This window comes from Mycobacterium sp., assembly GCF_051006775.1.
GTDB lineage: Bacteria > Actinomycetota > Actinomycetes > Mycobacteriales > Mycobacteriaceae > Mycobacterium.
In genome coordinates this window covers 19,305-31,963 of the sequence record NZ_JBPCSX010000100.1, presented here as the reverse complement: position 1 = coordinate 31,963, position 12,659 = coordinate 19,305, and the positions used below count along the sequence as shown (strand labels likewise).

The following is a 12,659-nucleotide window of genomic DNA, read 5'->3' as shown; positions in this document are numbered from 1 at the left end:
GAAGGTGTCCCACTGCTGGATCGTCATCGTGCGACCCTTGCCGTCCACCAGAGACATCTGATTGTCCAACGCCGCCTGCGAGGAACCCGCGCCTGCGAACAACGCCGCGAAGGCGAGTGAGAGCGCAACCACTGCGCGACCGACGATCTTCATGGGCGCCCCTTAAACCGGCGAATTAAACATGACAGCTTGCTCATCGGTAACACAGATCACACCGTTACCGGGCTGAATTTGAAATTTAGGTCCGGTTCGGTCGGCCAGGTTCAGGCCGGGACCGCCGCCACCGGCATGACCACATTGCCCCGGCAGGGCCCCTCGGCGATATCGGTGTGCCAGGTGCCGCGCAATGATCCGTCCGCCTGGGGGGTGTAGACGGTGAACGAGGTGGCATGCGCCCATTGCTTCTGGTTGCCGGCGCCCAGGTAGCAGTCCCACAGCCAGTCATAGGTGATCGCCCAGCCGTTGCCGTTCCAGGTGTAGCGGGTCGGCTGCGGGATCGTCGGATTGCCCGGGGCCGGTCCGTCGACGACGGTGGCCACGCACCGGTCGAACGAGCAGGCGGTGGCCAGGGTGAAGACGGCGCCGAAGTCGCCCTCTGCCTGACGGCTGGCCGGGCTCGTTCCGGCCTTCTGCGAGGCGTAGGTGGTCATCTGGTAGCGGCCGCTCCAGGGCTGCGGCGCGGCACCGGCCACCGGCGGATTGAGCACCGCGGCACCGACCAGCAACACCACAGCCAGGGCGCCTGCTCTGGCTGCGGCGGGCATGGCTCCCCTCACTTAGCGCCCTGACCAGTCATAACCCGAGGGTACCGGCCAAAAACCTCATACGTCGCATCTGTAACACGACGCGCCGAGGGGTCGGGGTAGCCTCGCGGGGTGCTGCTGGCCTCCCTGAACCCGGCCGCGGTGGCCGCCGGCGCAGACCTGGCAGACGCCGTGCGTATCGGCGGTGTGACGCTGTCCCGCAGTGACCTGATCGGTGCCGCGACCTCGGTGGCCGAGCGGGTGGGCGGAGCGCATCGGGTGGCCGTGCTGGCGACGCCCACCCCGGCGACGGTCCTGGCGGTCACCGGCTGCCTGATCGCCGGCGTGCCGTTCGTGCCAATCCCGTCCGATGTCGGGGTCGCCGAGCGCGCGCACATCCTCACCGACTCCGGCGCCCAGGCCTGGCTTGGCGAATTGCCCGATGATCCCGCCGGGCTGCCGCATGTTCCGGTCCGGCTGCACGCCCGGTCCTGGCACCGCTACGCCGAACCTGGACCGCGGGACACCGCGATGGTGATCTACACCTCCGGAACCACCGGTCCCCCCAAGGGCGCGGTGCTCAGCCGCGCAGCGGTGGCCGCCGATATCGACGCACTGGCAGCGGCTTGGGAGTGGACCCCCGATGACACCCTGGTGCACGGTCTGCCGCTGTTCCACGTCCACGGACTGGTACTCGGACTGCTCGGCTCGTTGCGGGTGGGCAACCGGTTCGTACACACCGGGCGGCCGACGCCGCAGGCGTACGCGCAAGCGCAGGGAACGCTGTACTTCGGGGTGCCGACGGTCTGGTCACGTGTGGTGGCCGAACCCGACTCCGCAAGGGCGCTGGCCGCAGCGCGGTTGCTTGTATCGGGCAGTGCGGCGCTGCCGGTGCCGGTGTTCGACGGTCTCAACGCGCTCACCGGTCACGCACCGGTGGAGCGCTACGGCTGCACCGAGACCCTGATCACGGTGAGTACCCGTGCCGATGGAGAACGTCGGCCCGGCTGGGTTGGCCTCCCGCTGGCCGATATGCAGACTCGGTTGATCGCCGAGGATGGCTCGACGGTCGCCCACGACGGCGAAACCATTGGGGGACTGCAGGTTCGGACCCCCACCATCTTCGACGGTTACCTCAACCGCCCCGACGCCACCGCCGGGGCATTCGCTGACGAGGGCTGGTACCGCACCGGCGACGTCGCCGTCATCGATGCCGGTGGCATGCACCGCATCGTCGGCCGTGAGTCGGTTGACCTGATCAAGTCGGGGGGCTACCGGATCGGTGCCGGCGAGATCGAGACCGTGCTGCTGGGCCACCCCGGTGTCGAGGAGGTGGCTGTCGTGGGGATGCCCGATGAGGATCTCGGTCAGCGGATCGTCGCGTTCGTCGTCGGTGAGGCACGACCGGATCAGCTGATCGACTTTGTCGCCCGACAGCTTTCAATCCATAAGCGGCCGCGTGAGGTGCGACTGGTGGACGCCCTGCCGCGCAACGCCATGGGCAAGGTGATGAAGAAGGAACTGCTGTCATGGGACTGAGGTTCGCCGAGATCTGCGTCGATGCCAACGACACCTCTGCGCTGGCCCGGTGGTGGTCGCAGGCACTCGGCTGGGCCGTCGAGCCGGCAGAGGATGACGGCGAGTGGCTGTTGCGCGCTCCCGTCGGCGAGGGACCCGACTGGTTGTTCCTGCCGGTGCCGGAGGGCAAGGCCGTCAAGAATCGCATCCACTTCGACTTCATCCCGGCCGACCAGCACGCGGAGGTCGAACGCCTCGTGGATCTGGGCGCCCGGCATGTGGACATCGGGCAGGGCGGTCAAACCTGGGTGGTGCTGGCAGATCCGGAGGGCAACGAGTTCTGCGTGCTGGCCGCCGAGTGAGCCGCTAGTTGGCGTGCAGCGCCTCATTCAGCGTGATGCCTCTGCCATCGCGGGAGACGACCTCGACCGCGCCGGTCAGCGAATTGCGCCGGAACAGAAGGTTATCGGCCCCCGACAGCTCGCGCGCCTTCACCGTCGCTCCGTCAGCCATCACAACCTTGGTGCCGGCGGTGACGTACAGCCCGGCCTCGATCACGCAGTCATCGCCCAGCGAGATGCCCAGCCCTGCGTTGGCGCCCAGTAGGCAGCGCTTGCCCACCGAGATCACCTCGGTGCCGCCGCCGGACAGGGTGCCCATGATGGATGCGCCGCCGCCGATATCGGAGCCGTCGTCGACCACCACACCCGCCGAGATCCGGCCCTCCACCATCGAGGCGCCCAATGTCCCGGCGTTGAAGTTGACGAACCCCTCGTGCATGACGGTGGTGCCGGGCGCCAGATGAGCACCCAGCCGGACCCGGTCAGCGTCGGCGATACGGACGCCGGTCGGCACCACGTAGTCGACCATCCGGGGAAACTTGTCCACCCCGTACACCGTCACCGGGCCGCGCCGGCGCAGCCGTAACCGCACCTCCTCGAACCCTGCGATACGGCACGGCCCGTAATTGGTCCACACCACGTTCTGCAACGCGCCGAACACGCCGTCGAGGTTCAGGCCGTGCGGTTCGACCAGCCGGTGCGAGATCAGGTGTAGCCGCAGGTAGGCGTCAGCGGTGTCGGCCGGCTTGTCCTGCAGATCGGCGATGACGGTGCGGACGGCGACCACCTCCACGCCCCGATCGGGGTCCGGCCCGGCCAGGGCGGCCAGCTCATCGGGAACGTCATCGGGTGACAGCCGGGTGGTGCCGGACGGGCTGTAGGCGCCCAATTCCGGCTCCGGGAACCAGGCGTCGAGGACGGTGCCCTCGGCGGTGATGGTGGCCAGTCCGAATCCCGCAGCAGAAGTCACGGGACCCAACCGTACTAGCACGGCTATAGCCTGTGGAGTTGTGCTTGATCTCCACGCTGACCCGGTCGAGTTGACCGCCGCCCTGATAGACATCCCCAGTGTGTCGCGCGACGAGCGGCGGATCGCCGACGAGGTCGAGGCCGCGCTGCGCTCCCAGACGCCCCTCGAGGTGGTGCGCAACGGTGACGCGGTGCTGGCTCGCACGAACCTCGGGCGGCCCACCCGGGTGATCCTGGCCGGCCACCTCGACACCGTGCCGATCGCCGATAATCTGCCGTCCCATCGCGACGCCGACCACATCTACGGTTGCGGCGCTTCCGATATGAAATCGGGTGATGCGGTGTTCCTCCACCTGGCCGCGACCGTCCCCGATCCGGCGCACGATGTGACGCTGGTGCTGTATGACTGCGAGGAGATCGACGCCGCCGCCAACGGCCTTGGCCGCATCGAGCGTGAGCTCCCCGACTGGCTGTGCGCCGATGTCGCCATCCTCGGCGAGCCCTCCGGCGGCTATATCGAGGCCGGCTGCCAGGGCACTCTGCGCGCGGTGATATCGACAGCCGGAACCCGGGCGCATTCGGCACGATCCTGGCTGGGGGACAACGCGATTCACAAACTCGGCGCCGTCCTCGACCGGCTGTCCGGTTACCAGGGCCGTGTCGTGGACATCGACGGCTGCGCCTACCGTGAGGGACTCTCGGCGGTGCAGGTCGACGGTGGGGTGGCCGGCAACGTGATCCCCGATGCGGCGTCGGTGACGGTCAACTTTCGCTTCGCCCCCGACCGCGATCCCGCAGCGGCCCTGGCCCACGTGCGTGAGGTCGTCGCCGGTCTCGATGTCACGGTGGACCAGACCGACGTCGCCCCGGGTGCGATGCCCGGTCTGCACCATCCGGCCTCAGCCGCCCTGGTGGCCGCGGCCGACGGCCTGGTGCGGGCCAAGTACGGCTGGACCGACGTCGCGCGGTTCGCCGCACGCGGCGTCCCCGCGGTCAACTACGGCCCCGGTGACCCGAATCTGGCCCACCGTCGTGACGAACGCGTGGCGGTCGCGCAGATCACGGCGGTCACCGAAACGCTGCGCCGCTTCCTGGTCACCCTGCCCTAGTTGTCCGGGTACACCTAGAGGCTGGTCGGGGTGGCGGCGGCGATCCTGTCGAAGGCAGCCGTGAACCCGCCCGCGATCATCTGATAATCCGGAACCAGTCGGGTGTCGACGGCGATTCCGACCGTCACCCGACCGTTGTAACTGCAGATACTGAAGCTCATCGGCTGGTTACCGGAGACCGGCGCCCAACCGATGATGGTCTCCACCAGCGCACCGGCCAGATAGACGGGGATCGGCGGTCCCGGCACGTTGGTCAGTACGCCCGTGGTGCGATTGGTGAACAGGTCCACCGATGCCTCGTAGAGTCCGCGACTCACCCCGGCGATGGCCCTCTGCAACAGGAAGGCGATCGCTGCTTCGTGGCCCTTCTTGATGCGGTCCATCCGCCGCTTGACCGTCGCCAGCACCGCGCCGCCGTCGCGCGAGGCGGTGGGCAGTTCCAGTTGGACCAGGGCGAACTCGTTGCCGAGACGTGCGGGCATCGTGAGATCGAGGGGTTTGAGGTTCACCGGAACCATGAACGCCACCGAGGAGCAGAGGGCGCCCCTCGATCGCAGGTACTCCTGGAGCGCGCCGGCCACGGCGGCGGTGAGCACATCGTTGACGGTGCAGTGGTTGGCCTTTGCCACCGTCTTGACCGCGGCCAGCGGCAGAGAATCCGACCATGCGATGCCCTTCTCCGGGCCGGCGGCGCCGGTCCAGATCGTGGCGCTGTTACGGGGGCCGAAGGCCAACTTGCGCGCGGTATCGACGAAACCGGGTGCGGCGGAGACCATTCGGATCAGCCCCTGGCGTACGCCGGCCATCGTGGTGCGCAAAGCGCGCAGCGGGTCGCGCAGCGTTAGGCGGCCCAGCCGCGTCGCCCCGCGCAGCAGGGACTCACCTGCCTCCGGCCTGGGACGAGCTGCGTGCTGCGCAGGCGGCGGCGCAAGGATCGCTCCACCCTCCGGCGTTGCGTCGAACAGGCTCATCGCCACCTGCACGATCCGCATCCCATCGGCGATGGCGTGATGGCTACGGAAGACCAGCGCGCTCCCCGTACGGTATTTCTCAACGAGGATCACCTGCCACAGCGGCCGGCCCTGGTGCAGCATGCACACGCGGCGAGCCGCGATCAGCTGCTGCAGGTCCGCCTGATTGTCGGCGTCGGCCAGTGTCGCCGTCTCGATATGCTGATCCAGGTCGAAGCCGGGGTCGGGCTCCCACCAGGAGCCGGAGTCGTCACGGGCCGGGCGGCTGGAGAACACCGGGTAGCGGTCGACGAAGCGCTCCGCGAGTGCCGAGCGCAACCGGTCGAGATCCACCGGTGTGGCGGTCCAGATCACCACTTCGGCCACCATCGGGTTGGTGGGGCGGTCCATCTGCAGCCAGAGGGCGTCTTGGACGCCCAGTCGCTCTCGATCCACGCTCGCTCCCGCCAGCGGAACCTCGGTGCCGCCCCCTGAGTGTGACAGACGGCGACCGTCAGGGGGAGGCGGCCTCCTGCGACTGACGCGCGGCATCGGCGGCCGCCCCGTGAAAACCCGCGGCGGCCAGGTCCCCGGCCACCGCCGACAGCCCGGCCGCATCGCCGGCGGTCAGCGCGCGGGCGTGCGCCAGCACCATCCGGGTGTAGGCACTCGCCCCCAGGTCGGGCACGGCGTCGGCGATCGCGGCCACCGGATTCGCGGCCCGACGGTCGCCCAGTCGTACCGCCTCGTGCCAGGTCCGTACCGCGACCGCGCACTGGCCGCCGCGTTCGGCCATCCGCGCCGCCCCGCGCGCCGCCGTCAGCGCGCCGGGCTGATCGCCGATGGTGATGAGCCGCCACGCGCGCGCGATCCCGAGTTCGGGCGCAAACAGCGCCGACTTGGTGCCGTGCCGGGATTGCGCGCGCGCCAATGCTTTTGCCGAATCCGGGATCTCGCCCAGATGCGCCAGTGCGGTGGTCAGGTACATCAGCGCCAGCGGACCCCACGAATAGCCGGTGCGCTCCAGGGTGGCCGCTGCGGGCCCCATCAACGCGGCCGCCTCGGCGTTCTCGCCGCGTGCCAGCAGTACCCCGGCGATCAGCACCTCGCCGATGGCCCGGCCGGGCTGGGCCAGTTCGGCGAAGTCGGTGAAACTGCGTGCGGTCTCCAGCGCCTGATCGGTTTTTCCCGCTGTCAGCAGGCTGCTCGTCTCAGCCAGTCCGATGGTGAACCGCAACAGTCCGGGGTATTCGGTCCCCAGAGCGCGCTGCACGGTCGGCCACACCGCGCCGAGATGGCCCATCCGGGCCTGCGACAGCGCCGAAGCGCTGCCTGCCCACGCCACGGCCATATCGGGTGCGTCGGGATGGATGAGCACCTGACCGGCGATCTCGGCTGCCCGGTGCACATTGCCGGCGTTCATCGCGAAGGTCGCCGATAGCGCATCCAGGGTCAGGTGCGACGATGTCGCGCCGACCCGGCTGCGGACGTTCTGCAGGAAGGTGGTCGCCCGCTCGGGTTCGGACAGCATCCAGAACTGGTTGGCGGCCCGCGGCAGAGCCCACGCCATCAACTGCTCCTCGGAGAGTGCACGCACATCGACCGCGCCCAGCACCGAATCGGCCTCTCGGCCGCGGCCCTGCCAGGCCAGTGCGTAGCTCAGAGCCAGACGCGCGTCGAGCCGTTCGGCGTGTTCGAGCGCTCCGCTGGCCAGCCGCTCGGCCAGTCCGAGATCGCCGAGCCGCAACGCCTCCTGCGCGGCGAACACCGCGGCGTCGGTGTCGACGTCGCCGGCGCCCTGCAGGGCCAGCAGGGTGCGGCTGAGCCGCTCGGCGGGGCTGTGGGCGGGACGGCCGGCCAGCCGATTCGCCAGGGCGGTGCGCCGTCGCGCGATCTCGTCCCGGTCCAAGGTGGTGGCGAAGCGCTCAAGGAACAGCGGGTGCCCGCTGTAGATCACGGAGTCATGGTCGGCGGCCACTCCGGCGTCGATCGCCTCCCGGATCGCGGACTCGTCGGTCAGGGCCACCAGATCGTCGCGGGACACCGGTTCGAACACGCACAGGTAGCCCAGCACATTGCGGGCGGATTGCGACTGCCCGGCCAGATAGCGGTCGATGGCTGCATCGATGGTCTCGTCGTTGCCGCCGGTGGTCATCAGCATCCGCAGGTGCAGTGGGTTGCCTGCACTGCGGCGGTATAGAACGGCCTCGTCACCGCCGCCGGCTCCGCCGACGGCCGCACCGGTCTCGGCGCTGTTGAGGGGAGCGACGTCGAAGCGCATCAGCAGGCCGTCCTCCCACAGCGCCGAGACCACCTGTGGCACCCGCAGCACCGAGCGCACCGTGACGATCAGCGGGCTGCCGGTGCCTCGGGCTGCCTCCTGCGCCAGGTGATAGACGAGGGTGGCCGACAGCGGATCGAGAAGTCGGGCGTTGTCGATGATGATCGGCGCCGATCTGGCATGGGCGGCAAGGGAATCCGCGGCCGCGGCGATCAACGCGGCGGGTTTACCGACTTCGTGGATGTCGACCAGCGAGCCGAATGCACCGAACGGGACCGAGGACAGCGCCGCGGTTCCGACCACCCACACCGGGTCACCCCTGCCGAGGCGCTCGGCAGCCTGATGGGCCAGCGTTGTCTTGCCCACGCCCTCGTTGCCGATCAGCGCCACGCCGGCCGGGTTGTCCTGCAGCGCGGCCACCAACTCTTCGAGTGCGCTGCGGTGTACGACCGGCCAGTCAGACCATCGTTGAATCGGCATAGCAGGGACTCTATTTGGCGCGCCGAGGCTCTGGTCTAGGTTTCGGGTGTGCAGCAGCAACCGGAGTCCCGCGGCGAATGGGCGGTCTGCGTGTATTGCGCGTCCGGCCCTCGGCACCCTGAACTGCTGGAACTTGCGCGCCGGGTCGGTGCGGCGATCGCCGCGCGGGGCTGGACGCTGGTCTCCGGGGGCGGCAACGTCTCGGCGATGGGCGCACTGGCCGCCGGTGCCCGCGACGCCGGCGGACACACCGTCGGTGTCATCCCGAAGGCTCTGCTGTATCGCGAGGTCGCCGATATCGAGGCTGACGAACTCGTCGTCACCGACACCATGCGTCAGCGCAAGCAGATCATGGAGGACCGCAGCGACGCCTTCATCACGCTGCCCGGCGGGATCGGAACCCTCGAGGAGCTATTCGAGACCTGGACCGCTGGTTACCTGGGCATGCATGACAAGCCGGTGGTGCTACTGGACCCGGCCGGCCATTACAACGGACTGCGCAGCTGGCTGGACACCCTCGTCCCGGCCGGTTATGTCAGCGCGTCCGCACTGGAGCGGCTGCAGGTGACCACCGATATCGAGGACGCACTTTCGTTGTGCGCCCGAGGATCTCGCACGGAGAGGCCATAAAATATGGACAGGAACACAGGTGCCGGCAAACCTCGCCGGCCGGTGAGCCTGCTGGATCTCGCTGCTCAGGTGCCGGCGCTGCTGCTCGACACCCCGGTGATTCTGCGCGGCGCACTGACCGGGCTGCTGTCGCTGCCGGTTTCGAAGATCTCGATCGGCAAGATCTTTCAGGATCGTGCCGGGCAATACCCGGACCGGATCTTCATCCGGTTCGGTGACGAGGAGATCACCTACCGGCAGGCCAACGAGACCGTCAATCGCTACGCCGCGGTGCTGGCGGGCCACGGTGTCGGTCACGGCGACGTGGTCGGGATCATGCTGAGCAACCGTCCGGAGACGGTGCTCGTCATGCTCGCAGCCGTCAAATGCGGCGCGGTGGCCGGAATGCTGAACTTCAACCAGCGCGCGGATGTGTTGGCGCACAGCATCGGTCTGCTGGACTCCACGGTGCTGATCGCCGAGGCCGATCTGATCACCCCGATCACCGAGAGCGGCGCCCGGCCGGCGACACTCATCACCATCGACACCCTCGCGAAGAAGTCCGCCGGTATGCCCGCGGATAACCCGCCGTCGGCCGCAGAGGTGCGCGCCAGGGACACCGCCTTCTACATCTTCACCTCCGGCACCACCGGTAATCCGAAAGCCAGCGTGATGACTCACCAGCGATGGCTGCGGGCACTGGCCGGATTCAGCGGCCTCGGCGTGCGACTGCGCGGCGGCGACACCATGTACTGCGCGCTGCCGCTCTATCACAACAACGCGTTGACGGTCGCGCTGTCATCGGTGATCGACGCCGGAGCCACCCTGGCACTCGGCCGGTCATTCTCGGCTTCCCGATTCTGGGATGAGGTGATCGCCGCGAAGGCCACCGCGTTCATCTACATCGGCGAGCTATGCCGGTACCTGCTCAACCAACCGCCCCGGCCCACCGACCGCAGCCATCACGTCCGGGTGATCGTCGGAAACGGACTCCGGCCCGACATTTGGGAGGCGTTCACCGAACGCTTCGGTATCAAGCGGGTGGTCGTGTTCTACGCCGCCAGTGTGGGCAATACGGCCTTCATCAACATCTTCAACATCCCGGGCTCGACCGGTATCAATCCGCTGCCGCTGGCCTACGTCGAATACGACACGGCGACCGGAGAGCCGGTGCGTGACAGCAATGGCCGGGTGCGCCGCGTGCCGGCCGGCCAACCCGGGCTGCTGATCAGCCCGGTGAGCCGGCTCTCGCCGTTCGACGGCTACACCGACAAGGCGGCCAGCGAGAAGAAACTGGTGCGCAACGCTTTCAAGGACGGCGATGTCTGGTTCAACACCGGTGACGTGATGTGCCCGCAGGGCATGGGGCACGCTGCCTTCGCCGACCGCATCGGGGACACCTTCCGCTGGAAGGGTGAGAATGTCGCCACCACCGACGTGGAGGCCGCACTGTCCGCCGATGCGGGCGTCCAGGAATGCACCGTGTTCGGCGTCGAGGTACCCGGCACCGATGGACGGGCCGGCATGGCCGCGGTCAAGCTGCGCGCCGGCGTTGTGTTCGACGGCCCTGAGCTGGCCGCGCAGTTGTACCGCACCCTGCCCGCCTACTCGGTTCCGCTGTTCATCCGGCTCGTCGAATCCCTGGAGACCACTTCGACGTTCAAGAGCCGCAAGGTCGATCTTCGCGACGAGGCCTTCGGTCCGGACGTATCCGATCCGCTGTATGTGCTCGCCGGTCGTGACGATGGCTACGTTGCGTTCTACGACGGCTATCCGGCGGAGGTCGCAGCCGGAAAGCGTCCGAGGGGCTGACGATGGCGGGCCGCACGTTCGCGTGCACAGCCGTCGGCGTATCCGAGGCTCACGCCCGGTGCTGAATACTGTCGGGATGAGCGCGACTTTCTGTGGGCGGCCGGTGGCCGGTGATCGCGCGCTGATCATGGCGATCGTGAACCGCACGCCCGACTCGTTCTACGACCGCGGCGCCACCTTCACCGACGAGGCGGCCAAGGACGCCGTCCGCCGCGTCGTCGCCGAGGGCGCTGACGTCATCGACATCGGCGGGGTCAAGGCCGGACCGGGCACCCTTGTCGACGCCGACGAGGAGATCACCAGGGTGGTGCCCTTCATCGAGTGGGTGCGCGCCGAATACCCCGACCAACTGATCAGCGTGGACACCTGGCGGGCCTCGGTGGCCGCACTGGCCTGCGCGGCCGGCGCCGACATCATCAATGACACCTGGGCCGGGCATGACCCGGCGCTGCCCGAGGTCGCGGCCGAATTCGGCGCAGGCCTGGTGTGCTCGCACACCGGCGGCGCGGTGCCCCGGACCCGGCCGTTCCGGGTCAACTACGGCACCGAGGTCACCGGGGTGGTCGACGATGTCATCGCCGAGGTCACCGCAGCCGCCGAGCACGCTGCGAAAGTCGGCGTCCGCCGGGACGGCATCCTGATCGACCCGACCCACGATTTCGGCAAGAACACCTTCCACGGCCTGACGTTGTTGCGGCATGTGCAGGATCTGGTCAACACCGGATGGCCCGTCCTGATGGCACTGAGCAACAAGGACTTCATCGGGGAGACTCTGGGTGTGGAACTGACCCAACGCCTCGAGGGCACGCTGGCCGCCACCGCGCTCGCGGCCGCCGACGGCGCGCGGATGTTCCGCGTCCACGAGGTCGGACCCACCCGCCGGGTGTTGGAGATGGTCGCCTCGATCCGGGGCGATCGCCCACCCGCGCGGACGGTGCGGGGGCTGGCATGACCCCCGACATCTGGCCGAACTGGACGATCCCCGAACTGCAGGCCGCCAAGGGGGACCGCACCATCTCCGTCGTGCTGCCGGCGCTCAACGAGGCCGCGACGGTCGGCGCCGTCATCGACACCATCACCCCGATGCTGGGCGGCCTCGTCGATGAACTGATCGTGCTGGACTCCGGGTCCACCGACGAGACCGAGGCGCGGGCCAGGGCGGCAGGCGCGCGGGTGGTCCATCGCGAGGAGGCGCTGCCCGAGGTGCCACCGCAGCCGGGCAAGGGTGAGGCGCTGTGGCGCTCGCTGGCAGCCACCACCGGCGACGTCATCGTGTTCATCGACTCCGACCTGATCGACCCCGACCCGATGTTCGTGCCGCGACTGGTCGGCCCGATCCTCACCGGCGACGGTATCCATCTGGTCCGCGGCTTCTACCGGCGCCCACTCAAGGTCGGCGACGGTCAGGACGCCAACGGCGGCGGCCGGGTAACCGAGCTGGTCGCCCGCCCGCTGCTGGCGGCTCTGCGTCCCGAACTGGGTGCGGTCATGCAGCCGCTGGGTGGCGAATACGCCGGCACCCGGGAGTTGCTGACCTCGGTGCCGTTCGCACCCGGGTACGGCGTCGAGATCGGGATCCTGATCGACACCTATGACAGGTTCGGACTCGAGGCCATCGCCCAGGTGAACCTCGGAGTGCGCACCCACCGCAACCGTCCGCTCAGCGAGCTGGGCCCGATGAGCAGGCAGATCATCGCGACGCTGCTGACCCGGTGCGGCATTCCGGACTCCGGGGTGGGACTGACCCAGTTCCTGCCCGACGCCGACGGGTACCTCGCCCGGACCTCGACGGTGTCGCTGGCCGACCGGCCGCCGATGAACACCCTGCGCTGAGCCGGGGCGCGTCA

The 12,659-nt window shown here is 68.8% G+C and carries 11 protein-coding genes and 1 pseudogene; 7 read left to right on the top strand and 5 right to left on the bottom strand.

Translation table 11 applies throughout. The features are described 5' to 3' along the window. Nucleotides 1–153: pseudogene (locus ACR2JI_RS07500) on the bottom strand (MspA family porin); the annotation flags it as partial. A gap of 110 nt (nucleotides 154–263) precedes the next feature. Next, the gene (locus ACR2JI_RS07495) at nucleotides 264–764 is read right to left on the bottom strand and encodes an Rv2253 family sensor-like surface protein (protein ID WP_526389454.1); all 501 of its coding nucleotides are present in this window, start codon (nucleotides 762–764) and stop codon (nucleotides 264–266) included. A 111-nt stretch (nucleotides 765–875) separates the two neighbouring features. Here ACR2JI_RS07495 and ACR2JI_RS07490 point away from each other — a divergent pair, with 111 nt between their 5' ends. Together ACR2JI_RS07490 and ACR2JI_RS07485 are read left to right on the top strand one after the other, a co-directional pair. Further along, complete coding sequence (locus ACR2JI_RS07490) at nucleotides 876–2,282, top strand: AMP-binding protein (RefSeq protein ID WP_526389453.1); 1,407 nt, start codon at nucleotides 876–878, stop codon at nucleotides 2,280–2,282. Continuing rightward, entirely contained in the window at nucleotides 2,273–2,623 is a 351-nt protein-coding gene (locus ACR2JI_RS07485; protein WP_526389452.1) for a VOC family protein, read from the top strand. Before ACR2JI_RS07490 ends, ACR2JI_RS07485 begins: the two co-directional genes overlap by 10 nt. A gap of 4 nt (nucleotides 2,624–2,627) precedes the next feature. Here ACR2JI_RS07485 and dapD read toward each other — a convergent pair whose 3' ends face one another. After that, nucleotides 2,628–3,581 (bottom strand): 2,3,4,5-tetrahydropyridine-2,6-dicarboxylate N-succinyltransferase, encoded by a 954-nt coding sequence (gene dapD, locus ACR2JI_RS07480; RefSeq protein ID WP_526389457.1) that lies wholly within the window; start codon nucleotides 3,579–3,581, stop codon nucleotides 2,628–2,630. Nucleotides 3,582–3,612: 31 nt separating this feature from the next. Here dapD and dapE point away from each other — a divergent pair, with 31 nt between their 5' ends. Then, nucleotides 3,613–4,680, top strand: coding sequence for a succinyl-diaminopimelate desuccinylase (gene dapE, locus ACR2JI_RS07475; RefSeq protein ID WP_526389451.1), 1,068 nt, complete (start codon nucleotides 3,613–3,615; stop codon nucleotides 4,678–4,680). 14 nt (nucleotides 4,681–4,694) lie between these two features. Here dapE and ACR2JI_RS07470 read toward each other — a convergent pair whose 3' ends face one another. Continuing rightward, nucleotides 4,695–6,086: a WS/DGAT domain-containing protein gene (locus ACR2JI_RS07470; RefSeq protein WP_526389450.1), complete on the bottom strand. Its 1,392-nt coding sequence runs from the start codon at nucleotides 6,084–6,086 to the stop codon at nucleotides 4,695–4,697. Nucleotides 6,087–6,144: 58 nt separating this feature from the next. Continuing rightward, complete coding sequence (locus tag ACR2JI_RS07465; protein WP_526389449.1) at nucleotides 6,145–8,391, bottom strand: AAA family ATPase; 2,247 nt, start codon at nucleotides 8,389–8,391, stop codon at nucleotides 6,145–6,147. Nucleotides 8,392–8,439: 48 nt separating this feature from the next. Between ACR2JI_RS07465 and log the strand changes: the two genes are divergently transcribed. The 4 genes from log (at nucleotide 8,440) to ACR2JI_RS07445 (ending at nucleotide 12,645) form a co-directional block, all read left to right on the top strand. Further along, nucleotides 8,440–9,021 carry a cytokinin riboside 5'-monophosphate phosphoribohydrolase gene (gene log / locus ACR2JI_RS07460; protein WP_526389448.1) on the top strand — a complete coding sequence of 194 codons (582 nt, stop codon included), beginning with the start codon at nucleotides 8,440–8,442 and terminating at the stop codon, nucleotides 9,019–9,021. A 3-nt stretch (nucleotides 9,022–9,024) separates the two neighbouring features. After that, the gene (fadD6, locus tag ACR2JI_RS07455; protein ID WP_526389447.1) at nucleotides 9,025–10,812 is read left to right on the top strand and encodes a long-chain-acyl-CoA synthetase FadD6; all 1,788 of its coding nucleotides are present in this window, start codon (nucleotides 9,025–9,027) and stop codon (nucleotides 10,810–10,812) included. A 76-nt stretch (nucleotides 10,813–10,888) separates the two neighbouring features. Next, nucleotides 10,889–11,764 carry a dihydropteroate synthase gene (gene folP / locus ACR2JI_RS07450; RefSeq protein WP_526389446.1) on the top strand — a complete coding sequence of 292 codons (876 nt, stop codon included), beginning with the start codon at nucleotides 10,889–10,891 and terminating at the stop codon, nucleotides 11,762–11,764. After that, nucleotides 11,761–12,645, top strand: coding sequence for a glucosyl-3-phosphoglycerate synthase (locus ACR2JI_RS07445; RefSeq protein ID WP_526389445.1), 885 nt, complete (start codon nucleotides 11,761–11,763; stop codon nucleotides 12,643–12,645). The genes folP and ACR2JI_RS07445 overlap by 4 nt, the downstream gene beginning before the upstream one ends. Nucleotides 12,646–12,659: the final 14 nt, after the last annotated feature.